This window comes from Methylobacterium sp. 1030 (assembly GCF_040544715.1).
In the GTDB taxonomy this organism is placed as follows: domain Bacteria; phylum Pseudomonadota; class Alphaproteobacteria; order Rhizobiales; family Beijerinckiaceae; genus Methylobacterium.
The window spans coordinates 256,586-280,947 of record NZ_JBEPKM010000010.1 but is presented as its reverse complement, the minus strand read 5'-3'; the positions used below and the strand labels follow the sequence as shown (position 1 = coordinate 280,947).

Genomic DNA, 24,362 nt, shown 5'->3' with positions numbered 1-24,362 from the left:
CCTCATCGGAAACGTCGGACGGATACGGCTGGCGGGCAGGGCTCATCCCCACCCATCTGAGCATCAGACCCACCCAGGTCCATAACAGCCTCTAGATATTTCGGGATGCGCTCGCCCCGGAATTCGGCCGCCCGGCGCAGCGCCTCGGCCTTCTGATCCGCGTAGTACAGGCCGACGCCGACGGGATGGTGGGTGTCGTGCGCCTCGTCGACCGCGTCGGCGACGGTGAGCTGGAGCTGATGGGTCCAGATCCGGTCGCGCTCCGACGGGCCCACGAGCCCGAGGCGCGGTCCGAGATAGAGCAGGATCGCGGCGCTCTGCCCGACGACGACGTCGCCGTCGCGCAGGAAGGGCGGTGCCAGGGGCGGTCGCGGATCGGCGGGGTCGGACAGTCGGTCGAGCATCGGTTCGATGCCGCCGGAATCGTCGTCCTGGCGGGCCACGTCGACGTAGTCGGCGCCGGCCTCCTCGAGGGCGAGGCGGACGAACTCGCCGCGCCCCTGGATCATCGGCCAGTAATGGAGCTCGTAGGGCATCGCCGCCTCCGGGTCGGGGAAGGCGCGGCGACCCCGGACGGTTCCCGCTCAGTTGTTCTCGGCCGGCTCCTCCGCCGAGGCCTTCTCGAGCGGCGGCTCGGCGCTGGCGACGGCCTTGCGGGCGAACATCGGCTGAAGGCGCTCGGCGAGCTGCTGGTCCAGATGCTTGACGTACGCGCCCTTGAAGTAGCGCTCACCGGTCTTCGCGCCGTAGAGGTTGTCGTGGGTCCGGATCATCGCGGCGACCTCCGGGCGGCACAGGAAGCCCGTGATGCCGACGGCCTCGTACCAGCGGCCGGCGCGCGCCTCTGCCGTCGCCTTCGGGTTCGACAGCACCGTCTCGGCGAAGCACGCGGTGGCGGCCTGCCGCAGCGGCGCCAACAACTTCTCGGCCTCCGCCGCGTTCACCTTCGGGGCGGCCGGGTTCCGGTGAGGCCGCGCCTCGGCGGCCGAGACGAGCGCGAGGACGGCGAAGGTGGCGAGGATCGAAGTCTTCATACGGGCGGCCTCGTCGGGTGTCCGAACCGTGTTCAGCTCTCGCTCATGATTGCGTCGGGATCGGGGCTGGCGGTTCGGTCCGGGTGCCCGATTCCGGGCAAGATCCGGGCTGTTTCGCGACGGCCACAGCCGCGCTCAGCCGCGCCGCTCCGCGTTCCAGTGTCCCCGGCAGGCGAGGGCCCCGGTCGAGACCCAGGTTCCGGCACCGAAGCCGTCCGAGCCCAGGCGTCCCCGCACGTCGGCGGTGGCGGCGCCGTTGGAGATCGAGCCGCGGATCGCCCCGTTCCGCGCGACGCCACCCTCGACCACGAAGGCGGTCCCGATGAAGCGCGCTCGCCCGCGCTCGATCCGCACCGGGTAGCGGTAGGCGCGGTCGCAGTTCCCCGTCTCGGTGATGATCTCGACGCTCCAGGTGCCGTCGAACCGATCGGGCAGGGCGGCGCGGGGGGCGGACGCGGCGGGCAGCGTACCGGCGAGGAGCAGGGCGACGGCGATGCGGGGCGTCATGCGGATCCGGAGTGCCGTGGGCTTCGGGGAGACCGGCGCCCCGTCAGCGCGGCGCCTGCGGCGCGGGCGTCCGCATGGCCGCACGGAGTGCCGCGTTGAGGAGAGCGAGGAGGTCGCAACCGACATGCAGGAAGGCGGCCACGCCCGCCTGCTTCAGCGGCTCGGCCAGGTCCGTCGGCTTCCCGGCGAGGTAGACTGGTCCGGCGCCGGCCCCGGTGAGCGCCTCGGCGGTCGCGACCGCGCGCTCGGCGTAGATCCCGTCGGTCGAGCAGATGCAGGCGAGGCTGGCGCCGGATTCCCGGAACGCCTGCGCGGCCGCCTCGGCGTCGGGGAAGCCCTCGTTCGACAGCGCCTCGAGGCCGCCGGCCGCGAAGGCGTTGGCCGCGAAGGTCGCCCGGGCATTGAAGGCCGCCACCGGGCCGAGATTGGCCAGGAACACGACCGGCCTGCGCCCTGTCTTGGCGAGGAAGGCGTCCGAGGCGTCGCGCAGGGCCTCGTAGGGCTCGGCGAGGCGCTGGGACGGCAGCGCGTCGCAGGCGACCGCCGAGCCCGCGCCGAAATTGGATCCGAGCACCGCCGCCACGGGCTGCACGTCGAGCACCGTGACCGGCTTCTCGGGGAGGTTCGGGAACTCGCTCGCCCCGGTGAGCGGCTCGCGGCGGGTGGCCACCGCCTTGGCGCGGGCCTCGCGGGTCAGCTCGATCCGCCGCTGGAGCTTGCCGACGCTGAGCGAGGCGACGATCCCGCCCTCGGCCTCGATCGCCTGGAACGCCGCCCAGCCCGCCTCGGCGAGCTCGGCCGTCAGGGCCTCGAATCCGCCGGCCCCGGCCGCGGGGTCGCTGACCCGCGCGAGGTGCGATTCCTCGATGAGCACGATCTGGCTGTTGCGCGCCACGCGCCGGGCGAAGGCGTCGGGCAGGCCGAGGGCCTGCGTGTACGGCAGGACCGCGACGCTGTCGGCGCCGCCCATGCCGGCCGAGGCCGCCGCCATGCCGGTCCGGAGGATGTTCACGAACGGGTCGCGCTTGGTCATCATCCGCCACGCGGTCTCGGCGTGGAGGCGCAGCGGCTTCGGCTCGAGGCCGCAGGCCTGCTCGACGCGCGCCCAGAGGCGCCGCATCGCGCGGAACTTCGCGACAGTGACGAACTCGTCGGCATCGGCCGCGAGCAGCACGGCGACGCGGTCGCGCGCGCTCGCGAGATCGTGACCGGCCGCTTCCAGGGCGCGCAGGTAGGCGACGGCGGTGGCGAGCACCGCGCCGAGTTCCGCCGCCTCGCCGGCGCCGGCCTCGTGGTAGGGCCGGCCGTCGGCCAGGAAGGCCCGGCCGCGGAAACCCGCCGCCTCCAGCTCGGCCACGGCCTCGGCGAGGCGGGGCGCGATGTCGGTCCAGACGGCTCCGAGGCTGCCGGTGGCCGCCAGGACGCCGACGGGATCGAGCCCCAGATCGACGTCGTAGGTCGAGAGATCCTCGCCGCGGCGCTCCGCCAGCGCCTTGATTAGCCGGGCCACCTCCAGGCCGCGGCCGCCGGCATCGATCCGCAGGGCGATCAGCGGCAGCATCACGCCCTTCAGGGCGGCGTCGAGCTCCTCGACGCTCGCCGCGGTGAGACCGTAGCCGCGGGCGCCCGGCGCACCCGCGACGGCGAGCACGAGGGCATCGGCCCCGCCCTCGAGGTCGGTGAGCGCCTGCGTGTTCGCGGTTCCGATGTCGGGATGGTCGACCCGCTGGGCGATCCGCCAGGGTCCGGGCTCGCGCACCGGCTGCGCCGCCGGCTCGGCCGGTCCGTAGAGGGGCTCGATCCGCAGTCCGTCAGCCGTCCGCGACACCAGCCGCTTCTCGAAATCGGCGCCCTTCAGGACGCCTTCGACGAGGCCGAGCCAGCGCGCCCGGTCTGCGGGCTCGAAGAGGTCGGCGAGCGGTCTGTCTTCCATCGGTACGTCCCAGGGCGCGGCGTCTTCTGCACCGCTTTCATGCGTTTGCCTCGCACGCCGCTCCGCCGCTGGCAATCGCCCGATGGTTGAGGAAAGCTCAAGCCGCGGATCACCGATTTTTGAGTGATGCGGCGCAGGTGCGGTGAGGGGCACCTGCCGATCCGGATCGCGAGTCCGAGCCGCTGCCGGCGAGCCCGGGCCGACCGAACGGGGCGCGATCCCGCCCGCGTCAGCCGAGGATGATCAGGCCGGCGAAGCCGAGGGCGCCGACGATGATCCGCCACCACGCGAACAGCCAGAAACCGTGGCGGGAGACGTAGTCGAGGAGAAACCGCACCACGAACAGCGCCGAGACGAACGACACGATGAAGCCGATCGCGATCAGCCCGACATCGTTGCTCGAGAGGTATTTGTAGTTGTCGAGCAGGTCCTTGGCGAAAGCGCCCGCCATGGTCGGCATCGCGAGGTAGAACGAGAACTCGGTGGCCGAGCGCTTGTCGGCGCCCATCAGCATCGCGCCCACGATCGTGGCGCCCGAGCGCGAGACGCCGGGGATCATCGCCAGGCACTGGAAGATGCCGATCTTCAGGTCCATCGGCAGCGAGAAGTCGTAGACGTCGGTCTTCTTCACCTCGAGGTCGGTGTCGTCGATGACGAGGAGCACGAGCCCGCCGGCCACCAGGGTCGCGCAGACGATCCACGGGTTGAACAGGTAGGCCTTGATCAGCTTCGAGAAGAGGCCGCCGATGATCGCCGCCGGCAGGAACGCCACCAGGATGCCGAGGACGAAGCGGCGCGCCTTCGGATCGGACGGCAACGCGGTGGCGATCCCCAAGAGGCGGCGGAAATACACCAGCAGGATCGCCAGGATCGCGCCGAGCTGGATCAGCACCTCGAAGGTGTTGTTGGGCGAGTGGAAGCCGATGAAGTGCCCCACCAGCAGCTGGTGGCCGGTGGAGGAGACCGGGATGAATTCGGTCGCCCCCTCCACCAGGGCGAGCAGCACTGCCTTGCCGATGCTTGCCGGATCCATCGCGACGCCCTGTGCCGCGCGCGCGGAGGCCCCCGTCGGGCCACCGCCTGCCACGCGAAATGGTTGTACCCGAGGCTTCGCCGATCAGGGTTGACGGGCAGTTACCGGGCCGGGCCGCGCGTGTTAAGGGCTCGGCAACGGTCGGGCAATAACGCTCGGTCCGAAGTCCTCTGCGCCGAAGACCCGCGCTTCAGGACCCACGACGAGCGCGGGACCGGCCGCGCTGGCAGACCGAACGTCCCGCACGGCCTCGATGGCAACCCTCTACCATTTCCCCTTCTGCGCGAATTCCCGTTTCATCCGTCTCGTGCTCGCCGAGATGGGCATGGAGCCGACGCTGTTCGAAGAACGGCCCTGGGAACGGCGCGACGACTTCCTGCTGATCAACCCGGCGGGCGTCACGCCCGTGCTGCTGGAGCAGAACGGCCTCGTGGTTCCCGGCGCCGGCGTCATCGCCGAGTACCTCGACGAGACCCGCGGCCTGGGGCTCTCGGGGCGGCGCATGCTACCGGAGGACACCGTCGAGCGCGTGGAGGTACGGCGCCTGCTCGACTGGTTCCTGGTCAAGTTCGAGTCCGAGGTGACCGCCTACCTCGTCAACGAGAAGATCTCGAAGCGCTTCATGTCGGCCAACGAGGGCGGCGGCCCGCCCGACATGAACGCGATCCGCGCGGCGCGCTCCAACGTGCGCTACCACCTCAAATACATCGGCTACCTCATCGCGCGGCGGCGCTGGATCGCCGGCGACAACCTGACCTATGCCGATCTCGCGGCGGCCGCCCATCTCTCCTGCGTCGACTACCTGGGCGACGTGCCCTGGGACGAGGACGAGATGGCGCGGAACTGGTACGCCCGCGTCAAGTCGCGGCCCTCGTTCCGCGCCCTGCTCGCCGACCGGGTGGCCGGGATGGCACCGGCCGCCCACTATGCGGATCTGGATTTCTGAACGCCCGACGGACCTACCACGGCGCCCACCTGCGCCGCCTCGTCGAGACCCGGGCGCGGACGCTCGGGTTCTGCGGCCTGCGCGTGACCCGACCCGACCGGCTGCCCGACCTGCCCGGCCGCCTGTCCGCCTGGCTCGCCGAGGGCGCGCAGGGCACCATGGACTGGATGGCGGAGCGGGCCGACCAGCGCGCCAGCCCGATCGCGCTGTGGCCCGGTCTGCGCAGCATCCTGGTCCTGGCGATGAGCTACCGGCCGGAGCACGATCCCCTCGACCTCGTGGCGCGTCGCGACCGCGGTGCCGTCGCCGCCTACGCGCAGCGGCGGGACTATCACGAGGTTTTGAAGGGCCGCCTGAAAGAATTGGGTGGGTATCTGTCGGCCAAGGGCGACGTGCGGGTGAAGGTCTTCTGCGACACCGCCCCCGTCATGGAGAAGACCCTGGCGGAGGCGGCCGGCCTCGGCTGGCAGGGCAAGCACACGGTGCTGATCTCTCGCGGGCACGGCAACTGGCTGCTCCTCGGCGCGATCTACACGAGCGCGGAATTCGAGCCCGACCCGCCGGAGCCCGACCGTTGCGGCTCGTGCCGCGCCTGCCTGGACGTCTGCCCCACCGACGCGTTTCCGGCGCCTTACCGGCTCGATGCCCGCCGCTGCATCTCGTACCTGACGATCGAGCATGCCGGGCCGATCCCCCCGGCGTTCCGGGAAGCGATCGGCAACCGGGTGTTCGGCTGCGACGATTGCTTGGCCGTCTGCCCCTGGAACAAGTTCGCCCGCACCGCGGCGGAGAGCCGCCTCGCCGCGCGGGCGGACCTAGCGGCCCCGGCGCTCGCGGATCTCGCGGGCCTCGACGACGCGGCGTTCCGCACCTTCTTCGCCGGCACGCCGGTGAAGCGCACTGGGCGCGACCGCTTCCTCCGCAACGTCATGATCGCGATCGGGAATTCCGAAGACCCGTCGCTCGCGGAGGCGGCCCTCGCGCGCCTGCGCGACCCGTCTCCACTGGTGCGCGGCATGGCGGTCTGGGCCTGCGGCCGGCTGCTGGCGCCCGAGGCCGTGCGCGCGCTCGGGCGCCAGCACGGCGATTCCGAGACCGACGCCCACGTGCGGGACGAGTGGCGGGCCGCCACCGGCTTGACGGAACCGCGGACGGACGAGACATCCGCGGCATGAACCTCTTCGTCTTCGGGCTCGGCTTCACCGGCCGCCACTTCGCCGAGCGGGCACGGGCGCGCTTCGGGACCGTCCGCGCCACCGTCACCGACCCCGCGGCCGCCGACCGCATCGCGGCGGAGACCGGTTTCGCGATGCGCGCCTTCGGGCCGGAGGCCGACGATCCCCGGATCGCGGCGGATCTCGCCGACACGGACGTGCTCCTGGTCTCGGCGCCCCCCGGCGAGGCCGGCGACCCGGTGCTGGCCCGCTACGCCGACGCCGTCGCGGCGAGCCGGATCCGGTGGATCGGCTACCTGTCGACCATCGGCGTCTACGGCGACCAGGGCGGCGCCTGGATCGACGAGACTGCGCCGGCGACCCCGCGCAGCGCCCGGTCCAAGGTGCGCGTCGACGCCGAGGCGGCGTGGCTGGCGCTCGGCGCCGCGACCGGCAAGGCCGTGCAGGTGTTCCGGCTCTCGGGCATCTACGGACCCGGGCGCAACCCGATCGTGAAGCTGCGGGAGGGGCGCTCGCAGCGCATCGTGAAGGCCGGGCAGGTCTTCAACCGCATCCACGTCGACGACATTGCCACGACGCTGCTCGCCTCGATCGACCGGCCGCGGCCGGGGGCGATCTACAACGTCACCGACGACGAGCCGACCGCGCCCCAGACCGTGACCGAGCACGCGGCCGCCCTCACAGGCCTGCCGCTGCCGCCCGAGATCGATTTCGAGACCGCCGACCTGTCGCCGATGGCGCGCAGCTTCTACGGCGAGAACAAGCGCGTCCGGAACCGCCTGATCCGCGACGAACTCGGCGTCGCGCTCGCCTATCCGACCTACCGCGAGGGGCTCGCGGCGCTCAAGGATCAGCCCTGATCAGGCCTCGAGGTGGCGCGGCCGGACGAGGCGGCGGAGCAGGCCGTCGCGCGGGCCGACCATCATCGAGGCGACGTAGAGGGCACCGGCCGCCAGCACGATGGCCGGCCCGCTCGGCACGTCGTACCGGTACGACAGGCTGAGCCCCGACACGCTCGCCAGGGCCGCGATCAGCATCGAGACCGGGATCAGGCCGGCGAGGTCGCGGGCCCAGAACCGGGCCGCCACCGCCGGCAGCAGCATCAGCCCCACCGCCAGCAGCGTGCCGAGGGCCTGGAACCCGCCGACGAGGTTCACCACCACCAGCGCCAGGAAGGCGAGGTGAACCGGGCCGCCGCTGCGGCTGACGCTCCGCAGGAACAGGGGATCGACGCATTCCATCACGAGCGGCCGGTAGATCAGGGCCAGGGCCAGCAGGGTCAGCGTGCTGATGCCACCGAGCAGCCACAGCGCGGCGTCGTCGAGCGCCAGGACCGAGCCGAACAGGAAATGCATGAGGTCGATCTGCGAGCCGCGCAGGGAGACCAGCAGCACGCCGGCCGCGAGCGAGATGAGGTAGAAGGCCGCGAGATTCGCGTCCTCCCGGACGACCGTCGCGCGGGTGACGGCGCCGGCCAGGAGGGCGACCGCGAGCCCGGCGACGAGGCCGCCCAGCGTCATCGCCGGCAGCGACAGGCCGGCGACGAGGAAGCCGACCGCGGCGCCGGGCAGGATCGCGTGGCTCATCGCGTCGCTCATCAGGCTCATGCGGCGCAGCGTCAGGAACACGCCGATGGGTGGCGCCGAGACCGACAGGGCGAGGCAGCCCGCCAGGGCCCGGCGCATGAAGCCGAACTCCACGAACGGCGCGAACAGGGATCCGAGCGGATCGGTCACGCGGCGTCCTCGTGGTGGTGATGGTCCGCGCCGCCGTGGTCGTGCGCCGCCGCGACGGCTCGCGGCCCGGCGCAGATCGCCGCGCCCTCGTCCCAGGCCTCGGACAGGTTGCGGGCGCGCGCGAGGTTCTCGGCCGCCAGGACCCGCGCGGTCGGACCCCAGGCCACGGGCTCTCGGGCGAGCAGCAGCGTCGTCGGGAAATGCGCGCGGACCTGCTGGAGGTCGTGGAGGGCCGCGACCACGGTCCGCCCCTCGGCGTGCCACGTGCGGATGAGTGCCAGGAGATCGTCGACCGTCCGCGAGTCGATGCCGGTGAACGGCTCGTCGAGGAGCACGACCGGGCAGTCCTGCAGGATCAGACGGGCGAACAGGGCGCGCCGGAACTGTCCGCCCGACAGAGTGCCGATCGGGCGCGCCGCGAAGCCGTCGAGGCCGACCGTGGCCAGCGCCGCCTCGATCGCCGGACGCCGCCGGGTGAGGCTGCGCCACGCCCCCGCGCGCCGCCAGAGGCCCATGCCGGCGAGATCCATGACGGTGAGCGGGAAGCTCCGGTCGATCTCGTCGACCTGCGGCATGTAGGCGAGGGCGCCGGCGCGCTCGATGCGCCCGTCCAGGCAGCGGATCTCTCCGGCCATGCCCTTGAGGAGCGTCGACTTGCCGGCTCCGTTCGGGCCGACGAGGGCGAGCAGGTCGCCGGCCCGCACGGACCCGTCGAGGTGGTGGACCGCCGGATGCCGGTCGTAACCGAGGGTGAGACCGACGAGGCGGATCGGATCCGGGCGCGCGCCGCTCATGTCGCCAGCGCCCAGGCGATGGTCAGCCAGACCAGCGCCGAGAGCAGCGCGGCGAGCGCCAGCCGCAGGCCGATCCCGCTCTGGAACAGCGATCGCCGCGCCGCGTGTCTCGGGCTGGGAATGGTCGGCACGGGGTCCTCGTCGCGCGCTCACGCCGGCGCGGGTACCGCGCGGGGCTACTGGTGCGCTGCTGGGCGGCGGTGATACACTGTAACAAACCCGTGGGACAACCTGCGGATCACGTCTGGAGCGATCATGCACCGTCACGAGGGTCACGACGCGTGCCACGCCGGCACCGGTGACATGCTCGCGCGGGCCGAGGCCCTGTGTCGCGAGCGTGGTCTTCAGTTCACGCCCCTGCGCCGGGAGGTGCTCGAGGCCGTGGCCGAGTCCGCCAAGGCTCAGGGCGCCTACGATATCGCGGAGCGGCTGAGCGCGCCGGGCAAGCGCGTGGCCCCGGTCTCGGTCTACCGCGCCCTCGACTTCCTCATGGAGCAGGGGCTGGTCCACCGGATCGCGAGCCGCAACGCCTTCATCCCCTGCGCGCACGGCCACGCCCCCGGGGAGGGGGTCATCTTCCTGATCTGCCGCACCTGCGGCGGCGTCGACGAGGCCTCGTCGGAGGAAGTCGAGGGCAGCCTGGGGCGGACGCTGGAGCGGGCTGGCTTCACCCCGACCCACAGTATCCTGGAGGTCGAGGGCGATTGCGGCGCCTGCCGGGAGCGGAAGCAGGCCCCCTGAGGCGCCACTTCCAGGGCGGACGGCCGCCGGGTGCCGGTCAGAAGGCGTTCTGGTAGGCGCGGCGCGAGACGACCGTCTGGATCATGATCTGGATGTCGAACCAGATCGACCAGTTGTCGATGTAGTGCAGGTCGCAGGCGACGCGCCGCTCCATGGCGAGGTCGGTCTGCGTCTCGCCGCGGTAGCCGTTGACCTGGGCCCAGCCGGTGATCCCGGGCTTCACGTTGTGCCGGCGGGCGTAGAGGGCGATCCGGCGCTCGAAGCTCCGATCGTGCGCCAAAGCGTGCGGACGGGGGCCGACCAGCGACATCTCTCCGCGCAGGACGTTGATCAGCTGGGGCAGCTCGTCGAGGTTCGTCCGGCGCAGGATCGCGCCGATCCGGGTGATGCGGCTGTCGTTGCGGGTCGCCTGCCGGAAGGCGGCGTTCGGATCCGCCCGCATCGACCGGAACTTGAAGACGCCGAACGGCTGCTGGTTAAAGCCGTAGCGCTTCTGCCGGAAGAAGACCGGGCCGGGGCTGTCGAGCTTGATCGCCACCGCGATCGCGGCGAGCAGCGGCGACAGCGACACGAGGGCGATGGTCGCCACCGTCAGGTCGAGGGCGCGCTTCAGCATGACCTCGCCGACGTTGAGCGGACGGCGGCCGATGTTGATCCCCGAGACGCCGCCGACCCGGGCGACCTGCAGGTCCGGGAACCGGTCGAGGACCGCGCCGGGACGCAGGTGGAGGGCCGAGGGCACCCGCAGGAAGGCGTCGATGCAGCGCTCGACCTCCGCGGTGTCGGCCCAGGGCACCAGCACGAAGACGTCGTCCGGCCGCAGGAAGCGGACGACGGAGACGGCGAGGTCGAGATCCTCCTGCAACTGGTCGTGGCGCGTGGCCGCGTCGGCGCCGGGATCGACCCGCCGCAGGTAGCTCGTCCCGATGATCCGCGAGCCGAGCTGGTCGACCTCCTTGCCGGCGTAGAAGCGCGCGATGTCCTCCTCGTAGCCCACGAGGTGGATCCGGCTGGCGGTGGCCGATCCGGCGCTCAGCCGCTCGCGCACGAGCCGGCGCACCGCGGCCCGCGCCGCGATGAGCACCGGCAGGCCGGCGGCGAAGATCCCGAGCGAGACGAGCCGCGAGTAATCGTTGGTCGTCTTCGTCATGAAGCTGACGACGAGCACGGCGGCCCAGGCGATCAGCCAGAGCGAGGCCACCCGCTGGACGCCCGGCTTCTGCGCCATCACGTTCTCGAGGCTGTACTCCTCGCGCAGGACGTTCGTGGCGACGATCACCAGCGCCAGCAGCGCCGACAGCCGCGAGCCGCGGACGAGACCCGCCCACACCGTGCCGTCCTGCGCGAGGACTTGGTAGGCGCATTCGAGGCCCAGCGTGACCGCCACGATCGCCGCGATGTCGGTGGCGGCGAGAGTCATGGACAGGGCGATGCGTGCCAGCGCACGGCCGCGGCGCGGCAGCAGGGCCGACCACACATTGCGGCGGCGCTCCGCCGAGGTCGGCAGCGCCTGAAACGTCTCCGGAAGCCGATCGTGAAACATCTGACCCGCAACGTCCCGTCTTAGTCGGACTCTGTACCAGTCTGAGACACGAAAGGTTTCAGCGCCGCCTGGTGACGGTCACGGAGCAAGCCGCGGGCCCGGCGGGTTCACGATCGCAGTCGCGGATGAGCGCTGCGACTTAGGGCCTGCTTCCGGAGGAGGCAATACATAGTTAATGCTGAGTGACTGTTCGGCGCAGCCGGCCGTCGCGAGGTTTGACGGGGGACCGTTTTCGCCGGAGCTATTTCAATTCACGCGAGTTTCTTTCATCGCGGTTTCAACCGGATCGGCGCCTCGAATGACCCCGGCCGAAGGGCGGCCGGGGTCCGCCGCGTTCAGACGGCGTCCGCGTCCTGGCGCGCATCGGCCGTCCCGCCGACCGTCTGGATCGTCTCGAAACCCTCGAATTGGGGGTGGCCGAGATACAGGGGCTTGGTCGAGGGCACGCGGCCATGCGCCTTGCGGAACTGCTCGGACCGGGTCCAGGCCTCGAAATCGGCACGCGATCGCCAGATCGTGTGCGAGGCGTAGAGCACGTGGTCCTCGTGCTCGGGGCCGCGCAGCAGGTAAAACTCGACGAAGCCCGGCATCTCGCCGAGGTGGCTGTCGCGCCCGAGCCAGACGGCCTCGAAATCCGCCGTCGCGTCCTTAACGACCTTGAAGCGATTCATCGCGATGAACATGCGTGCCTCCTGCGCGGTACCGAACCTACATGCCCCTGTGGTCCTAAGGGGTACCGCCGCGCGGCGACAAGGCGCACCTCGAAAGCAGCCCTGACCTCCACGTCGACATTTGAGCAACAATGTTGCAAAGATGTGTGGGCTTAAACTAGAAGATGTAACCTTCGACTTGCGAAGCTTGACAACTTGGTGTCCTACTGCGCCCCGGTTCACCTGTGTCGGGATCAGGGCTATAGCCGGACATCGGCACGGAGTACCGGCAACCTGGCGTGCAGGACATGCGACTAAGGGGCGGACGGTGAAGCGGCGCGACAGCGAGGCGAAGACACCCCGTCCGCAGGAGGATGCAGCCCACGCCATGGACAAGGATTCCTCCGGCCAGACGATGCCGAAGCAGACGACGGACGTCGATCGCCTCGTCGGCATCCGGATCACAGCGCTGCGCAAGGCTCGCGGCATGAGCCAGACCGCGCTGGGCAACGCGGTCGGCGTGACCTTCCAGCAGGTTCAGAAATACGAGAAGGGCCAGAACCGGGTCGGGGCCGGCCGGCTGCGCGAGATCGCGCGCCTCCTCGAGGTTCCGGTCTCCGCGTTCTTCGAGGAGAACGAGCCGCGCGAGAACGCGCAGGAGGACGTGTTCGGCTTCCTCAGCGCCCACGGCGCCATCGAGCTGCTGCGCGCCTACGCCCAGATCGAGGACGAGCAGATGCGCCGCGACGTGCTCGCGCTGGTCCGCAGCGCCGCGCGACTCGCGCAGAACCGCGGCGCAACCGCGCCGACGACGGATCCGGCCTGACCGGCGCGCGAAACAGGCTTCACCTCGGGGACCTTCGAAGCGGCTGCGCCGAGCCCGGCGTCACGGCGGATCGGTCGCGATCAGGTGGAAGAAGCTGCCGGTGACGGGTCCGACCCGGTGGCCGGCCAGTCCCAGATCGACACCTTCGGCATCCGTCACGCGGGCGAGCGCCGTTTCCTCCGGCGCGATCGGCGAGAGCTCGCTGGCGTAGTGGAATTCGTGGCCGACAAGGCGCGTGCCCGCGGCGCCGAGCAGGCCGGATTCGCAGAGCCGCGCGACGCGATAGCCGAGATGCAGCTTGCGCCGGTGATACGAGGTCGCGACCGGCAGCAGTCCGGCCATGGCATGGGTCGCTCCGTCGGCATCCTGCAACGTCTCGCCCAGGACCATGTAGCCGCCGCACTCCCCGTGGACCGGCCGGGTCCGCGCGAAGCGGCGCAGCCTGTCCAGGAAGCGGGTCGCGCCGGCGATCGGGCCCGCGTGCAGTTCCGGATAGCCGCCCGGCAGCCAGCAGACGTCGCAATCCTCGGGCGGTCCCTCGTCGGCCAAGGGCGAGAACGGCACGAGCTCGGCGCCGGCCATCCGCCACCCGGTCTCAAGATGCGGGTAGAGGAAGCTGAACGCCGCGTCCCGGGCGACCGCCACGCGCTGTCCGGGCGGCCGGGGCAGGCGGCCACCGGAGGGCGGTACGGTGCCGCTCGCGCAGGCCGTCACGGCGTCGAGGTCGATGCCCGCCTCCGCGAGGTCGGCGAGCCTGTCGAGGCGCGCGGCGAGATCCGCGGTCTCGCCGGCCTGCACGAGCCCCAGGTGGCGCTCGGGCAGGACGAGCTGCGCGTCGCGCATCAGCGCGCCGAGCACCGGCAGCCCCGCGCGCTCCATGCCGGCTTCGACGAGGCGCCGGTGACGGGCGCTCGCCACCTTGTTGAGGATCACGCCGGCGATCCGGATGCGGGGATCGTAGAGCTTGCAGCCGAGCGCCACGGCGGCCGCCGATTGCGCCGCGCCCGACACGTCCACCACGAGCACCACCGGCCAGCCGTAGCGCGCGGCGATGTCGGCATTCGCCCCGGTGCGGTTCTCGGCCGCCCGGACGCCGTCGAACAGGCCCATGGACCCCTCGGCGATCAGCAGATCGGCCGCCGCCGCCGTCGCGCCCGCCAGCGCGTCGAGGAGCGGCGGCGCCATGGCGAAGCTGTCGAGGTTGAAGCTCGGATGGCCGGTCGCGGCCTGGTGGAAGGCCGGATCGATGTAGTCCGGGCCGCACTTCGCGCCGCGCACCCGCAGGCCGCGCCGGGTGAGGGCGCGCATGAGCGCGAGGGCGACGGTCGTCTTGCCGGAGCTGGAGCGCGGCGCCGCGACGAGGAGGCCGGGGGCACTCACGACCGCGACCCCACCGTGCCGCCCGGCCGGTAGCGCCGGTCGTAGTCGGGCGCGTAGAGGGCGCTCTCGCGGAACTCCGCGGCGCCCAGCGCCGGTCCGACCAGGATCAGGGCGGTGCGCTCCAGACCGGCCTCCGCGACGAGCCCGGGCAGCGCGGCGAGATCGCCCACGAGCGCCCGCTCGTCCGGCCAGGAGGCTCGGAACACCGCCGCCGCCGGGCAAGACGGGCCGTAGAAGGGGATCAGCTCGGCGGCGACGGCCTCGACGACGTGGATCGACAGGTGAATCGCCAGGGTCGCGCCGGTGGCCGCGTAGGCCGCCAGCGTCTCCCGCTCGGGCATGGCGCTCGCCCGCCCGGAGGTGCGGGTCAGGACCACGGTCTGGGCCACGCCCGGGACCGTCAGCTCCCGGCGCAGCAGCGCGGCCGCGGCCGCGAAGGCGGGGACACCCGGCGTCACCGTGTAGGGAATGGCCAGCGCGTCGAGCCGGCGCATCTGCTCGGCCAGGGCGCTCCAGATCGACAGGTCGCCGGAATGCAGGCGCGCCACGTCCTGGCCGGCCGCGTGCGCCGAACGGATCTCCGCCAGGATGGCGTCGAGGTCGAGGGGCGCCGTGTCGACGATCCGGGCACCGGGCGGGCACCAGCCCAGGATCTCGGGTGCGACGAGCGACCCGGCGTAGAGGCAGACGGGACAGGCGGCGATGCGGTCGCGCCCGCGCACCGTGATCAGGTCGGCCGCGCCGGGGCCGGCGCCGATGAAGTGGACGGTCATGGTTCCCGTGTCGTGTCGTATCGGACAGCCAGGGCGCAAGTGGCGCCGCCGCTCGCGATCCGGGGTAGGGCGAGGCGGCTCCGGGGCCCGGCGCCGGCGAGGGCCGCCGCCTCGGCCAGCGAGCCGACGCCGCGCAGGCGCTCGATCCGCGCCGAGCGGGTGACGACCTCGGCGTCGCGGGCCTCCAGCGCGGCGGCGGCGATGGAATGCGGTGCCAGGCCGAACCGGGCCGTCGCCGCGCGGATCGCCGGGTCCGACGCCCGGTCGTCAGCCGTGGCCACGGCCGCGAGGCTCGACCGCGCGGCGCCGACCAGGACGAGAGCGCGCTCGATCAACTCCGCGATCTCCTCGGCCTCGGTGCCCCGGCGGAACCCGATGCCGGCGACCAGCGCTCCGGTCACGGCTTGGTCCAGGCCCACTGGATCACCGTCATGGCCGGGCGCCAGCCGTGCATTCCCCCGACCGGGCTCGCCCGCTCCACGCCGTAGCGGCGCAGGCTCCCGCCATGCGCCGCGAAGGCCGCGAGCAGCGCGGCCTCGCCCTCGAGGGTCACGGCGTTGGCGACGCAGCGACCGCCGCCCGGCAGCGCTGCCAGCACGGTCGCGAGGACCCCCGGCTCCGAGACGCCGCCGCCGATGAAAACCGCGTTCGGCGCGGGCAGGCCGGCGAGCGCGCCCGGCGCCGTGCCGGCGACGACGGCGAGGTCCGGGGCGCCGAGCGCGACGGCGTTGCGGCGGATCCGCTCGACGCGGTCCGGCCTTCCCTCGATCGCGGTGGCGCGCAGGCTCGGGTGGCGCAGCATCCACTCGATCGCGATCGAGCCGGCGCCCGCACCGACATCCCAGAGATGCTGTCCCGGATGCGGGCGCAGCGCCGACAGGGTCAGGGCCCGGATCTCGGACTTGGTCAGCTGCCCGTCATTCTCGAACAGGTCGTCGTCGAGGCCTGGCGCGAGGGGCAGGGCGCGGCCGGCACCCGCCACCGCGAGCGCCACCGTGTTCAGCGGATCGAAGTCGGCGCCGTCGAACGCGTCGGCGCGGAGCGGGCGGACGCGCTCGCGCGGCCCGCCCATCGCCTCCAGCACCGTCAGCGTCGACGCGCCGAAGCCCCGGTCGCGCAGCAGGGCGGCAAGGGCGCCGGGCGTCGTGCCGTCCCACGACAGGACGAGGAGCCGCGCACCCGGCTGGAGATGCGGAACGATCCGGGTCAGTGCGCGACCGTGGAGCGTGACCAGGGCGCACTCGGCGAGCGGCCAGCCGAGCCGGGCGCAGGCGAGGCTGAAGGCCGAAGGCTGCGGGAAGGCGCGGATCTCGTCCGCCGGCACCAGCCGGGCGATCTCGGCGCCGATGCCGTAGTGGAACGGGTCGCCCGTGGCGAGGATGCAGGTCGGCCGGCCACGCCGCGCCAGGATCTCTGGATAGGCCTCGTGGATCGGGCTCGGCCAGGGCTGCGTCTCCGCGTCGAGCGGCCCGGCGAGGGCGAGGTGGCGCCGGCCTCCGTAGACCACGCGGGCGGCGTCGAGCGCGGCGGCGGCGGACGGCGTCAGTCCGGCCCGGCCGTCCTCGCCGATCCCGACGATCGACAGCCACGGGACGCTCGACAGCGGGTCAGCGCTCATGGACAAGGCGCTTATGAACACGCCGCTCCCGATCACCGGCACGATGCGGATCCTGATCCTCGGCGGGACCGGCGAGGCGAGCGCCCTGGTGCGGTCGCTCGCGGGGCAGGCGGATCGCGCCGTGACCCTCTCGCTGGCGGGACGGACGGCGGCGCCGAAGCCCGAGCCGGTCCCGACCCGGATCGGCGGGTTCGGCGGCGCCGAGGGCCTCGCCCGCTACCTGGAGGCCGAGGCGATCACCCGCCTGATCGACGCGACCCACCCGTTCGCCGCGCGGATCTCGGCCAACGCCGCGCGCGCGGCGGCCCTGACGGGCGTGCCGCTCCTCGCGATCCGCAGGCCGGCCTGGAGCCGGGAGCCCGGCGACGACTGGGTCGAGGTCGACGGGATGGAGGAGGCGGTCGCCGCCCTTGGCCCCGAGCCCCGGCGCGTGTTCCTGACGATCGGTCGACAGGAGGCCGGGGCCTTCGCGGCGGCGCCCCAGCACAGCTACTTGGCGCGGACGGTCGAGCCGCTGGGCGGCATCCTGCCGGTGCCGCATCTGACCGCCCTGGAGGCGCGCGGACCGTTCGACGCCGCGTCCGAGACGGCCCTGATGCGGGCGAGCCGGATCGAGATCGTGGTCAGCAAGAACGCGGGCGGCGCGGCGACCTACGGCAAGATCGCGGCGGCGCGCGGCCTCGGAATCCCGGTCGTGATGGTGCGTCGGCCGGGCAAGCCCGACGTGCCGAGCGTCGCGGACGCCGCCGGCGCGCGCGACTGGCTGGACGCGGGCGATCACGCCGATCCCTCGACCTTGCGGGCCGTGTAGACGAAGGGCGCCCGGCCCGCGCGCGGGATCAGCCGCGTCGTCGAGGCGCCCAGGATCACCATCGTGGCCATGTCGGCCGGCACCGCGGGCGCCTCGGCGAGGGTCGCGACGCGGATCGCCTCGTCCGGCCGGCTGACGGCGCGGGCGAACATCACCGGCGTCTCGGGCGCGCGGATCCCGGCCGCGATCTCCAGCGCCGCCCCGAGCTGCCAGGGCCGGGCGGTGGAGATCGGGTTGTAGAGCGCCACCACGAAATCCGCGCGCAGCACCGCCTCCAGCCGCGCGGTCACGACCGGCCAGGGTTTCAGGTTGTCCGAGAGCGAGAGCGCGCAGAAGTCGCCGCCGAGCGGTGCCCCGAGCCGGGCCGCGGCGGCGAGCATCGCGGTGATGCCCGGCTCCACCGTGATGGCGAGGTCGCGCCAGCCGGGCTCGCCGTACTCGACCGCCTCGAACACCGCCGCCGCCATGGCGAAGACGCCGGGATCGCCGCCGGAGACGACCGCGACCCGGCGGCCGGAGGCGGCGAGCTGCAGCGCGTGGCGCGCCCGGTCGACCTCCACCCGGTTGTCACTGGCGTGCCGGACGAGGCCGGGCCGCTCGGGCACGCGGGCCACGTAGGGGAAGTAGCCGACGACGTCCTCCGCCGCGTCCAGCGCCCGGCGGGCCGACTCGGTCAGCAGGGCCGCGTCGCCCGGCCCGAGGCCGACGACGGTGAGGCTTCCGCTCACGGTCGCCGGCCCTCTCCGGGCAGGAGCACCATCGAGAAGTAGGGCGCGTCGTCGTCGGCCTTGTCGGCCAGCATCACGACCCGCTCGCCCGCCATCGTGCCGCGCTCCACGTAGACCGCGCGCGCGAGCAGCCCGGCGGCCGACAGGGCGGCCCGGACCTTCGGCAGGTGCCGCCCGAGCTTCATCACCACGGCCGCGTCCGTGCCGCGCAGGCGCTCGGTCAGCGCGTCGAGCGACAGGGTCGCCGGCAGGACGGTGAGGACGTCGTCGCCCCACGTGATCGGCGTGCCGGCCCGGGTCCAGCAGCCCGACATGCCGGTGACGCCCGGAACCACCTCCACGGGGAACCGGTCCTTCAGGCGCCGCCAGAGGTGCATGAACGAGCCGTAGAAGAACGGATCGCCCTCCGACAGGATCGCGACGTCGCGCCCGGCGCCCAGGTGATCGGCGAGCTGCCCGGCCGCCTCGTCGTAGAATCCGGCCAGCGCCGCGACGTAGTCCGGGTGCTCGGGATGGATCTCGGTCGTGTAGGGATAGGCGAGGGCCATCTCGCGGGCCGGGTCGCGCAGGATCGCGTCCGCGATGGTGCGGGCGTTGCCCCGCCGGCCGCGCTTGCAGAAATGCACCAGCACGGGCGCGCGCATCAGGATGCGCTGCGCCTTCACGGTCAGCAGCTCCGGATCGCCCGGGCCCATCCCGACGCCGTAGAGCGTGCCCGTCACCGCGGCCGCGGGGATCTCCTCGGTCGGGCCGTCGAGGCGCTCGAAACCGTCCATCACTCGACCTCGCTGGCGAGCGCGTTGACCGCCGCGGCCGTCATGGCGCTGCCGCCGCGCCGTCCGTGCACGACTACGAACGGCACGCGGCCGTCCCGCGCCAGGGCCTCCTTCGACTCCGCCGCGCCGACGAAGCCGACCGGAATGCCGATCACCGCGGCGGGCGGTGCCACGCCGGCATCGAGCAGCTCCAAGAGGCGGAACAGGGCGGTCGGGGCGTTGCCCACCGCCACGACGCTGCCCGGGAGATGCTCCCGCCACAGCTCCATGGCGGCCGCGGAGCGGGTCGTGCCGAGGCTCTTGGCGAGGTCCGGCACGCGCGGGTCGCCCAGGGTGCAGATCACCTCGTTGCCGGCCGGCAGCCGCGCCCGGGTGACGCCGTCGGCGACCATGCGGACGTCGCACAGGATCGGTGCGCCGGCCTTCAAGGCCGCGACGCCGGCCTCGGCGAAACCGGGCGCCATCTCCACGTCGGCCGGCAGGTCGGTCATGCCGCAGGCATGGATCATGCGGACGACGACGCGCTCGGCGGCGCCCGACCAGCGCCCGAGAGCGGACTCGGCGCGGATCATTGCGAAGGAGCGCGCGTAGATCGCGCCGCCGTCGCGGATGTAGTCGTAGCGGGACGGGGACTCGTGGGCCGCGGCTGGCTCCGATCCTGTCTGGCGCAGGGCGTTCTGGCTCGCGCTCATGCCGGTCTCCTGGTCCTCCCGATTTCCGAAGGGGTGATCTCCGGCGCGAAGGCGGCGGAGAGCCCGTCGATCTCGGCCCTTCCTAGCCGCTCCAGCACGGCCTCGATAGGGAGATCCATCGCCGGCTCATCGCCGGGCGCACCCCCGATCACAACGCCGTAGAGGCCGTCGCGGCCGACGAGGGTCAGGTCCGCCGCACCCGGCCGCGCGCAGCCCTTGGCGCAGCCCGAGACGTGCGCGGCATGGCCCGCGGCCGCCAGGGTGCCGAACGCCGCCGCGAGGCGGGCCGCGTCCGCGAGCGTGGGGGTCGATCCGGAGGCGCAGCCCGGCGCCCCCGTGCAGGCCGCGATCGCGCGCCGCGGATCGTCGGGGACGACGATGAACTCGGCCGCGAGCGCCGCAATCGCGGCCGCCGCTTCGGCAGCGGCCGGCGCCAGCATCACGAAGCCGCGCGTGGGGGAGAGGCGGATCTCGTCGGAGCCGATCGCCGCTGCCGTAGCCGCGATCCGGTCGAGGGCGTCGGCAGTGCAGCGCCCGAAGGGCGCGTCGGCGGCGACGCTCCGAAGGTCGCGTCCGCCCGCCGGACGCGCCGGCTCCCGTTGCGGTGCGAAGCCCCGATGCGCCTGTGCCGGTCCGGCGGGGGACTCTCCTGACGGAAGCGCCTCGGTCAGCGCGGTCCGCTCGTCGTCCGACAGGTCGCGCATCCGGCGCCGGCCAGTCCGCGCGAAGGCTCCGAGCAGGGCCGCCACGTGGCCCGGCGCCGCGTCCTCCGCGCAGGTCAGGAGCGTCCGCTGGGTCTCACCGTGCGCGACCGTGATCGCGACGCGGCCCGGCCCCTCGGCGACGACGCAGAGATCCGCCTCCGGCAGCGCCCGGCCGGGGCGGCCCTCGACAGCGACCAGGGTCTTGGCCGGCAACCCCGGGATCGCGAGCCCCGCGGTCTCGATCGCCCGGGCGAGGGCCGGCACGTCGATCGTCTCGTCCGGGTCGTGGCCGGCCAGGAGGCTCGTGAGCGTCAGGCGCTGGGGGCCGCCGTCGGCGCGCACGTCGCCGAGGCCCCGGGCCGCGAGCCAAGTGGCCAGCGGCGCGCGCGTCGCCTCGGAGACGCCGCGTATCTGGAGATTGGCCCGGGCGGTGAGATCCAGGTGCCCGTTCCCGAAGCGCCGCGCACCCTCCGCCACGGCGCGGGCCTGATCGAGGGTCAGGATCCCGAGCGGCGGATGCACGCGCGCGAGCAACCCGTCGCCCGTCGGCATGGGCCGCGCCAGACCGGGACACCAGCCCCGGCGGGCCGGTGCCTCGGGCAGGACGCGCCGATGCGGGGCGGCACTCACTCGGCGGCCTCGCGCATCAGGGCGTCGGCCGGGAGGGCGTTGCGCCGGCTGTGCCAGAGGCCGCGGTCCCGCGCCTCGTCGAACCGCTCCAGGATCGCCCGGGCCGCGGCGGGATTGGCGGCGCGCAGGCGCTCGAACACCTCGGCGTCGGCGATCCAGGCCGCGTAGAGCGCCTCGAAGCCCGCATTTGTCACCGCGTCGCTCGCGGCGGCCAGGACGAAGACCGCGTCGAGCCCCTGGGCGAGCTCCTGCGCGCCCCGGTAGCCGTGGCGCAGCTGGGCCGCGATCCAGCGGGGGTCGGCGAGGCGCCCGCGGATCAGGCGGGCCGCGTCCTCGCGGGCCGTCCGCGCCTTCGGCCGTTCCGGGACCGACACGTCGAGGCTGTAGAGGGCGGGGCTCGCCCCCTCCAGGGCCGCGGCCGCCGCGAAACCGCCCATCGCGTCGACGGCGGCGTCGCCGTCGAACAGGTCGCGCTCGGCCACGTCGAAGGCGTGGAGATAGGCGTCGGCCGCCGCGACGCGGGCGGCGAAATCGGCGTCGGGCCCCTCGCGGTCGCCGTAGGCGTGGCCGCTCGCGGCCAAGTAGGCGCGGCCGAGGTCGGCGCGGCCGTCCCAGGCGCCGTCGAGGGCTGTGGCGGCGGTGCCGGCGCCGTAGCGGCCGGGCGCGGCCCCGTAGACGCGCACCGACGCGTCGCCCCGCCGGCGCGCCGCCGCGAGGGGATTCTCGTCGTCGGCCTCGTCCCGGTCCGCCACGGCGCGGGCGGCGCGGTCGAGCAGCGCCAGCGTGTCGGGGAAGGTGTCGCGGAACGCGCCGGAGACGCGGACGGTGACGTCGATCCGCGGCCGGTCCAGCATGGCGAGGGGCAGGATCTCGAAGCCGGTGACGCGGGTGCTGGCATGGTCCCAGACTGGCCGGACGCCCATCAGGGCCAGGGCGTGGGCCACGTCCTCGCCACCGGTGCGCAGGGTCGGCGAGGCCCAGAGATCCATGACGATCCGGGCCGGATAGGCGCCCTCGTCCTGGAGGTAGCGGGTCACCACGGCGGCGGCGGCCTTCTCGCCGAGGAGTGCGGCGGCGCGGCTCGGGATGGCCCGCGGGTCGAGGGTCGCGAGGTTGCGCCCGGTCGGGAGCACGTCGGCCCGCCCGCGCGACGGCGAGCCCGAGGGGCCCGGCCGGACGAACCGCCCGTCGAGGGCCGCGAGCAGGCCGGTCCGCTCGGAGTCCGCGCTCGCCGCGACGGCGTCCGCGGCCCCGTCCGGGGCGCGGGCGAAGACGTGCAGGCCGTCCCGGAAGACGGTCTCGCCGAGATCGCAGAGATGGGCGTCGAGCCGCGTCAGCGCCTCGTCCATCGGCGTGTCCGGGCCGATCCCGGCACCGTCCAGCAGTCCGGACGCCGCAGCCTCCTCCAGGATGGCGCGGGCGATGAGGTCGGCGCGGCGGGGGTCGAGCACGCTGGCGGCGGAATACTCCTCCACCAGCTCGCGGAGGCGGGCCGCCTCGGGCGTCAGCGCGTGAACGGCGGTGTCGGGCGTGAGGTGCCCGAGCGCGACCCCGCCCAGGCGGCGCTTGAGCGGCGCGGCCTCACCCGGGTCGTCGACGATGAACGGGTAGATCACCGGCAGCCCGCCGACGCAGAGCGCCGGGAAGCAGTCGGGTGACAGGGCGACGGCCTTGCCCGGCAGCCACTCCGCGGTGCCGTGCGTGCCGAGCTGCACCAGGGCGTCGAATTGCTGCCGCAGGCCGAGATGGAAGGCTAGGTAGGCGTGGGTCGGGGCGCGGTCGAGGTCGTGGTAGCCGGTCTTGCGATCGGGGTCGCGGCCGCGGTCGGGCTGGAGGAAGACCGCGAGGCCGCCGTCCCGGACCATTCGGAACCGGAAGGCGCCGTCGACGCAGGCCGGGTCCGCCTCGGCCTCGCCCCAGCTGTCGGTCACGGCGGCGCGGACGTCCTCGGAGAGCGTGCGCCACCACGCCGCGTAGGCCGCGAGCGGCACCCGGAACGCGGGCGGCCCCTCCGTGAGCGCCGCCATCAGCGCTCCGGGCTCCGGAAGCGCGCCGGCCGCGTAGCCCGCGGCCGCGAGGTCGGCGGCGATCGCGCGGGCGCTCGCGGGCGTGTCGAGGCCGACCGCGAAGCCGGCCCGGCCGCCGCGGGCAGGGTAGTCGGACAGGACCAGGGCGACGCGCCGGGCCGCCCGGGGCAGGGCGGCCAGCCGCAGCCATCCCGCGGCCCGGTCGGCGAGCGCGGCGATGCCGGCCTCGTAGGGCACGGCGCGCCGCTCGGCGAAGCCGGCGATCTCGGCGCTCTCCTCCTTGAACGAGATCGGGAAGCCCGAGAGCCGGCCGTCGAATTCCGGCAGCGCGACCTGCATGGCGAGATCGGCCGCGCCGAGACCGCGGGCGGAGGCCTCCCAGGCCGCGCGGGGCGACCCCACCGTGAAGGCCTGGAGAACCGGGCAATCGGCGCCGTCGAGCACGAAGCCGGTCTCGTCCTCGCGGGCCGAGAAGGCGGTGGCGGCGATCACGAGATCGGGCCTGCGCGCGCGCACGGCAGCGGCGACCGCGGCGGCGGCCTGCGGCTCCTTCAGGCTCGACACGGCCATCGGCAGCACGCCGATCCCGCGCGCCCGCAGGGCGGCGGCGAGGGCGACGAACGGGCCGGTGTCGCCGCCGAGCACGGCGGAGCGGTAGATCAGCAGGAGCGCGACGGGCTCCGCCGCGCTGCGCGCTCCGGCGAGCGGGATCGCGGTTGCGGCCGCGGAGAGGGCTGCCTCGAGGGGAAGAACTCCGCAGCCGGGGCACCAGGGAAAGCCGCGCGGGAGCGGCACGGGCGGCTCGACCGGTCCGTCGGCGCCCAGGCGAATCGCCAGGCGCCGCAGCATCCGCCGCAAATTGTCGGGGCCGCCAGCCCGGAAATAGGCGTCGAGCTGCCCGGCGAGGTCGGGATCGGTGGAGAAGGCGGCGAGGCGCGGGTCCGGCCGGTCGTCGCCCGGCAGGACCGCGAGGACGACGCCGTGCGCCCGCGCGGCCTCGGCGCAGCGCTCGATCCCGTAGCGCCAGTAATCGAGGCCGCCCAGGCAGCGAATCACCACGACCTTGGCGCGCGCCACGACGCGCTCGACGTAGAGGTCAACCGAGAGCGGGTGCCGCAGCCTGGCGAGCTTCGCGAGCCGCAGGCTCGGCAGGCCGGGCTCCGCGGCGTGGGCCTGCCCGACCGACGCGAGGTCGCTGTCGGTGAAGGACAGCACCACGAGGTCGCCGGGCTCCTGCCCGAGATCCACGGCCGCCTCGCCCTCGTCGAGGGAGACGGAATCGATGCGCACGAGGTGCACCGCGGC

At 73.6% G+C, this 24,362-nt stretch carries 24 protein-coding genes and 1 pseudogene; 6 read left to right on the top strand and 19 right to left on the bottom strand.

Annotated elements, in window-relative coordinates; all coding sequences use genetic code 11:
* Positions 1 to 89: 89 nt before the first annotated feature.
* From ABIC30_RS16910 to ABIC30_RS16890, 5 genes and pseudogenes are all read right to left on the bottom strand, one after another.
* Positions 90 to 536: pseudogene (locus ABIC30_RS16910) on the bottom strand (glutathione S-transferase N-terminal domain-containing protein); the annotation flags it as partial.
* Between the two features lie 48 nt (positions 537 to 584).
* The gene (locus ABIC30_RS16905; RefSeq protein ID WP_020094655.1) at positions 585 to 1,034 is read right to left on the bottom strand and encodes a hypothetical protein; all 450 of its coding nucleotides are present in this window, start codon (positions 1,032 to 1,034) and stop codon (positions 585 to 587) included.
* A gap of 135 nt (positions 1,035 to 1,169) precedes the next feature.
* Positions 1,170 to 1,541 carry a hypothetical protein gene (locus ABIC30_RS16900; protein ID WP_020094654.1) on the bottom strand — a complete coding sequence of 124 codons (372 nt, stop codon included), beginning with the start codon at positions 1,539 to 1,541 and terminating at the stop codon, positions 1,170 to 1,172.
* A 43-nt stretch (positions 1,542 to 1,584) separates the two neighbouring features.
* Complete coding sequence (locus ABIC30_RS16895) at positions 1,585 to 3,474, bottom strand: methylmalonyl-CoA mutase subunit beta (RefSeq protein ID WP_020094653.1); 1,890 nt, start codon at positions 3,472 to 3,474, stop codon at positions 1,585 to 1,587.
* Positions 3,475 to 3,703: 229 nt separating this feature from the next.
* Positions 3,704 to 4,507: an undecaprenyl-diphosphate phosphatase gene (locus tag ABIC30_RS16890; protein ID WP_020094652.1), complete on the bottom strand. Its 804-nt coding sequence runs from the start codon at positions 4,505 to 4,507 to the stop codon at positions 3,704 to 3,706.
* A 253-nt stretch (positions 4,508 to 4,760) separates the two neighbouring features.
* On the opposite strand from ABIC30_RS16890, the gene ABIC30_RS16885 reads away from it, so the two are divergent.
* From ABIC30_RS16885 to ABIC30_RS16875, 3 genes are read left to right on the top strand one after another with little or no spacing between them, the layout of a single operon-like run.
* Positions 4,761 to 5,453 carry a glutathione S-transferase family protein gene (locus ABIC30_RS16885; protein WP_020094651.1) on the top strand — a complete coding sequence of 231 codons (693 nt, stop codon included), beginning with the start codon at positions 4,761 to 4,763 and terminating at the stop codon, positions 5,451 to 5,453.
* A 29-nt stretch (positions 5,454 to 5,482) separates the two neighbouring features.
* Positions 5,483 to 6,628: a tRNA epoxyqueuosine(34) reductase QueG gene (gene queG / locus ABIC30_RS16880; RefSeq protein ID WP_081636509.1), complete on the top strand. Its 1,146-nt coding sequence runs from the start codon at positions 5,483 to 5,485 to the stop codon at positions 6,626 to 6,628.
* Positions 6,625 to 7,488 carry an SDR family oxidoreductase gene (locus ABIC30_RS16875; RefSeq protein WP_020094649.1) on the top strand — a complete coding sequence of 288 codons (864 nt, stop codon included), beginning with the start codon at positions 6,625 to 6,627 and terminating at the stop codon, positions 7,486 to 7,488. Before queG ends, ABIC30_RS16875 begins: the two co-directional genes overlap by 4 nt.
* On the opposite strand, the gene ABIC30_RS16870 is transcribed toward ABIC30_RS16875, so the two are convergent.
* The 3 genes from ABIC30_RS16870 to ABIC30_RS16860 are packed head-to-tail and all read right to left on the bottom strand — an operon-like array spanning position 7,489 to position 9,289.
* A complete protein-coding gene (locus ABIC30_RS16870; RefSeq protein WP_051123769.1) occupies positions 7,489 to 8,313 on the bottom strand; it encodes a metal ABC transporter permease in 825 nt (274 codons plus the stop codon).
* 47 nt (positions 8,314 to 8,360) lie between these two features.
* Positions 8,361 to 9,158, bottom strand: a complete 798-nt coding sequence (locus ABIC30_RS16865; RefSeq protein WP_020094647.1) for a metal ABC transporter ATP-binding protein — start codon at positions 9,156 to 9,158, stop codon at positions 8,361 to 8,363.
* Positions 9,155 to 9,289, bottom strand: a complete 135-nt coding sequence (locus tag ABIC30_RS16860; RefSeq protein WP_020094646.1) for a hypothetical protein — start codon at positions 9,287 to 9,289, stop codon at positions 9,155 to 9,157. The genes ABIC30_RS16865 and ABIC30_RS16860 overlap by 4 nt, the downstream gene beginning before the upstream one ends.
* A gap of 124 nt (positions 9,290 to 9,413) precedes the next feature.
* Here ABIC30_RS16860 and ABIC30_RS16855 point away from each other — a divergent pair, with 124 nt between their 5' ends.
* Complete coding sequence (locus ABIC30_RS16855) at positions 9,414 to 9,899, top strand: transcriptional repressor (RefSeq protein WP_020094645.1); 486 nt, start codon at positions 9,414 to 9,416, stop codon at positions 9,897 to 9,899.
* A gap of 37 nt (positions 9,900 to 9,936) precedes the next feature.
* On the opposite strand, the gene ABIC30_RS16850 is transcribed toward ABIC30_RS16855, so the two are convergent.
* Both ABIC30_RS16850 and hmuQ read right to left on the bottom strand, forming a co-directional pair.
* Entirely contained in the window at positions 9,937 to 11,442 is a 1,506-nt protein-coding gene (locus ABIC30_RS16850; protein ID WP_020094644.1) for an undecaprenyl-phosphate glucose phosphotransferase, read from the bottom strand.
* A 335-nt stretch (positions 11,443 to 11,777) separates the two neighbouring features.
* Positions 11,778 to 12,125: a heme-degrading protein HmuQ gene (gene hmuQ / locus ABIC30_RS16845; protein WP_020094643.1), complete on the bottom strand. Its 348-nt coding sequence runs from the start codon at positions 12,123 to 12,125 to the stop codon at positions 11,778 to 11,780.
* 355 nt (positions 12,126 to 12,480) lie between these two features.
* Between hmuQ and ABIC30_RS16840 the strand changes: the two genes are divergently transcribed.
* Complete coding sequence (locus ABIC30_RS16840; RefSeq protein WP_020094642.1) at positions 12,481 to 12,918, top strand: helix-turn-helix domain-containing protein; 438 nt, start codon at positions 12,481 to 12,483, stop codon at positions 12,916 to 12,918.
* Between the two features lie 60 nt (positions 12,919 to 12,978).
* Here ABIC30_RS16840 and ABIC30_RS16835 read toward each other — a convergent pair whose 3' ends face one another.
* From ABIC30_RS16835 to ABIC30_RS16820, 4 genes are read right to left on the bottom strand one after another with little or no spacing between them, the layout of a single operon-like run.
* Entirely contained in the window at positions 12,979 to 14,298 is a 1,320-nt protein-coding gene (locus ABIC30_RS16835; protein WP_020094641.1) for a cobyrinic acid a,c-diamide synthase CobB, read from the bottom strand.
* Positions 14,295 to 15,071 carry a precorrin-4 C(11)-methyltransferase gene (gene cobM / locus ABIC30_RS16830; protein ID WP_020094640.1) on the bottom strand — a complete coding sequence of 259 codons (777 nt, stop codon included), beginning with the start codon at positions 15,069 to 15,071 and terminating at the stop codon, positions 14,295 to 14,297. The genes ABIC30_RS16835 and cobM overlap by 4 nt, the downstream gene beginning before the upstream one ends.
* A complete protein-coding gene (locus tag ABIC30_RS16825; protein WP_020094639.1) occupies positions 15,068 to 15,490 on the bottom strand; it encodes a cobalamin biosynthesis protein in 423 nt (140 codons plus the stop codon). The genes cobM and ABIC30_RS16825 overlap by 4 nt, the downstream gene beginning before the upstream one ends.
* Positions 15,469 to 16,689 carry a bifunctional cobalt-precorrin-7 (C(5))-methyltransferase/cobalt-precorrin-6B (C(15))-methyltransferase gene (locus tag ABIC30_RS16820; protein ID WP_020094638.1) on the bottom strand — a complete coding sequence of 407 codons (1,221 nt, stop codon included), beginning with the start codon at positions 16,687 to 16,689 and terminating at the stop codon, positions 15,469 to 15,471. Before ABIC30_RS16820 ends, ABIC30_RS16825 begins: the two co-directional genes overlap by 22 nt.
* Here ABIC30_RS16820 and ABIC30_RS16815 point away from each other — a divergent pair.
* The gene (locus ABIC30_RS16815) at positions 16,688 to 17,500 is read left to right on the top strand and encodes a cobalt-precorrin-6A reductase (RefSeq protein WP_020094637.1); all 813 of its coding nucleotides are present in this window, start codon (positions 16,688 to 16,690) and stop codon (positions 17,498 to 17,500) included. The two genes, ABIC30_RS16820 and ABIC30_RS16815, sit on opposite strands and share 2 nt — an antisense overlap.
* Here the strand turns inward: ABIC30_RS16815 and cobJ are convergent.
* From cobJ to cobN, 5 genes are all read right to left on the bottom strand, one after another.
* Entirely contained in the window at positions 17,467 to 18,228 is a 762-nt protein-coding gene (cobJ, locus tag ABIC30_RS16810) for a precorrin-3B C(17)-methyltransferase (RefSeq protein WP_020094636.1), read from the bottom strand. The genes ABIC30_RS16815 and cobJ overlap by 34 nt on opposite strands.
* Complete coding sequence (locus ABIC30_RS16805) at positions 18,225 to 19,004, bottom strand: precorrin-2 C(20)-methyltransferase (protein WP_020094635.1); 780 nt, start codon at positions 19,002 to 19,004, stop codon at positions 18,225 to 18,227. Before ABIC30_RS16805 ends, cobJ begins: the two co-directional genes overlap by 4 nt.
* Positions 19,004 to 19,696, bottom strand: coding sequence for a precorrin-8X methylmutase (locus ABIC30_RS16800; protein WP_267965793.1), 693 nt, complete (start codon positions 19,694 to 19,696; stop codon positions 19,004 to 19,006). The genes ABIC30_RS16805 and ABIC30_RS16800 overlap by 1 nt, the downstream gene beginning before the upstream one ends.
* Positions 19,693 to 20,952 carry a ferredoxin-like domain-containing protein gene (locus ABIC30_RS16795; protein ID WP_354455782.1) on the bottom strand — a complete coding sequence of 420 codons (1,260 nt, stop codon included), beginning with the start codon at positions 20,950 to 20,952 and terminating at the stop codon, positions 19,693 to 19,695. Before ABIC30_RS16795 ends, ABIC30_RS16800 begins: the two co-directional genes overlap by 4 nt.
* Before the next feature lie 74 nt (positions 20,953 to 21,026).
* Complete coding sequence (gene cobN / locus ABIC30_RS16790) at positions 21,027 to 24,356, bottom strand: cobaltochelatase subunit CobN (protein WP_020094632.1); 3,330 nt, start codon at positions 24,354 to 24,356, stop codon at positions 21,027 to 21,029.
* Positions 24,357 to 24,362 lie beyond the last annotated feature (6 nt).

Excerpts from the sequence above, each read along its gene's own strand:
- ABIC30_RS16905 (WP_020094655.1), bottom strand. The coding sequence starts at position 1,034 with ATGAAGACTTCGATCCTCGCCACCTTCGCCGTCCTCGCGCTCGTCTCG.
- ABIC30_RS16900 (WP_020094654.1), bottom strand. The coding sequence starts at position 1,541 with ATGACGCCCCGCATCGCCGTCGCCCTGCTCCTCGCCGGTACGCTGCCC.
- ABIC30_RS16895 (WP_020094653.1), bottom strand. The coding sequence starts at position 3,474 with ATGGAAGACAGACCGCTCGCCGACCTCTTCGAGCCCGCAGACCGGGCG.
- ABIC30_RS16890 (WP_020094652.1), bottom strand. The coding sequence starts at position 4,507 with ATGGATCCGGCAAGCATCGGCAAGGCAGTGCTGCTCGCCCTGGTGGAG.
- ABIC30_RS16885 (WP_020094651.1), top strand. The coding sequence starts at position 4,761 with ATGGCAACCCTCTACCATTTCCCCTTCTGCGCGAATTCCCGTTTCATC.
- ABIC30_RS16875 (WP_020094649.1), top strand. The coding sequence starts at position 6,625 with ATGAACCTCTTCGTCTTCGGGCTCGGCTTCACCGGCCGCCACTTCGCC.
- ABIC30_RS16870 (WP_051123769.1), bottom strand. The coding sequence starts at position 8,313 with ATGCGCCGGGCCCTGGCGGGCTGCCTCGCCCTGTCGGTCTCGGCGCCA.
- ABIC30_RS16865 (WP_020094647.1), bottom strand. The coding sequence starts at position 9,158 with ATGAGCGGCGCGCGCCCGGATCCGATCCGCCTCGTCGGTCTCACCCTC.
- ABIC30_RS16855 (WP_020094645.1), top strand. The coding sequence starts at position 9,414 with ATGCACCGTCACGAGGGTCACGACGCGTGCCACGCCGGCACCGGTGAC.
- ABIC30_RS16850 (WP_020094644.1), bottom strand. The coding sequence starts at position 11,442 with ATGTTTCACGATCGGCTTCCGGAGACGTTTCAGGCGCTGCCGACCTCG.
- hmuQ (WP_020094643.1), bottom strand. The coding sequence starts at position 12,125 with ATGTTCATCGCGATGAATCGCTTCAAGGTCGTTAAGGACGCGACGGCG.
- ABIC30_RS16840 (WP_020094642.1), top strand. The coding sequence starts at position 12,481 with ATGGACAAGGATTCCTCCGGCCAGACGATGCCGAAGCAGACGACGGAC.
- cobM (WP_020094640.1), bottom strand. The coding sequence starts at position 15,071 with ATGACCGTCCACTTCATCGGCGCCGGCCCCGGCGCGGCCGACCTGATC.
- ABIC30_RS16815 (WP_020094637.1), top strand. The coding sequence starts at position 16,688 with ATGGACAAGGCGCTTATGAACACGCCGCTCCCGATCACCGGCACGATG.
- ABIC30_RS16820 (WP_020094638.1), bottom strand. The coding sequence starts at position 16,689 with ATGAGCGCTGACCCGCTGTCGAGCGTCCCGTGGCTGTCGATCGTCGGG.
- ABIC30_RS16805 (WP_020094635.1), bottom strand. The coding sequence starts at position 19,004 with ATGGACGGTTTCGAGCGCCTCGACGGCCCGACCGAGGAGATCCCCGCG.
- ABIC30_RS16800 (WP_267965793.1), bottom strand. The coding sequence starts at position 19,696 with ATGAGCGCGAGCCAGAACGCCCTGCGCCAGACAGGATCGGAGCCAGCC.
- ABIC30_RS16795 (WP_354455782.1), bottom strand. The coding sequence starts at position 20,952 with ATGCCGACGGGCGACGGGTTGCTCGCGCGCGTGCATCCGCCGCTCGGG.